Raw genomic sequence first — 1,066 nt, forward strand, 5'->3', positions numbered from 1 at the left:
CTGATTGGCAAATCGCATGAAAACGTGCCCTGGCAGTCATCGCTGCCTGGGCATTTCGAATCTCGGACGGCGGACAAGGATTGCTTATGCCTACTACCAATCTGACTTGCGTTACAGCTTTCAGCCACTCGTTGGCAAAGCAGGATTGGAGGCGCCATCGTGCTCGTTAGCAGTATCGCCTTAATGATCTTCGATGAAGACGCACTAGAAAAATGGTGCAACAAATGCTGTTTCCGCCTTCAACCATCCCACAAAAGTTATACCAAGGATGCAGAAGAACTTGAAGATCTGATCAGCGCGATCAGCGAGGTAGTATAATGTACTTTGTTGAGTGGCTCACATGGCTTGCCTACATCAACCCAAAAGAAGAGCGTGAGGCTTTTGAAAAACAGCATAAAAAATTCAAAATAAAGATCACATATGAAAGCGACGATCAGGAAATGATTGAGGCCGCCAAGAAGCCAGCCAGCAACAGCCCCAAAAGTCGCGGACCAGTCTATGTTTACAACGAGCATATATTAGAAATGCGCTGCGGCATGTGGGAGGATAAACGGGGACTAATAAGCATAATATCCCTTGCATTTATAGCCTACTCATCAGTGAACTTAGCGATTGCTTTAGAAGACATAAAAAGCCTCATCAGCCTATCACTCAACTACAACGGTGAGACCTATGGCGAGCAGCTTTTCATGGGGTCACTCTTCTTCACATTGGGCGTAGGTGCATTATGGCTTTACTTAAAATATGGGCTCCGCTTCACGCGCTTTGAAATGTTCACCTCTCGCCATTTGCTGATACGGTTCAACCGTACCACCCAACAGGTCTACCTACACCGCCCAACGTACTGTGGCGGAATAGTCACACTCCCTTGGCACGGTGTCACGTCCGGTGGCTCGGATAAAAAATACGCCACCGCCGGGGGAGTAGGCCTTCCTTTGGAGCTCTTATGGCCACCCTCCTTCGCCGGCGCACTTCATCCCGAACTCGTCCACGTAGGCAAGGCCGCCAACAACTATACGGAGCAGCAAGCCGAATGGGAGTTCATCCGCCGCTTCATGGATGAGGG

General features: G+C 49.4%; 1 pseudogene. It reads left to right on the forward strand.

Annotated elements, in window-relative coordinates:
• Positions 1–317: 317 nt before the first annotated feature.
• Positions 318–1,066: pseudogene (locus ACPZMI_RS07330) on the forward strand (DUF6708 domain-containing protein); the annotation flags it as partial.

Source organism: Pseudomonas wayambapalatensis (genome assembly GCF_049942315.1).
Taxonomy (GTDB): domain Bacteria; phylum Pseudomonadota; class Gammaproteobacteria; order Pseudomonadales; family Pseudomonadaceae; genus Aquipseudomonas; species Aquipseudomonas wayambapalatensis.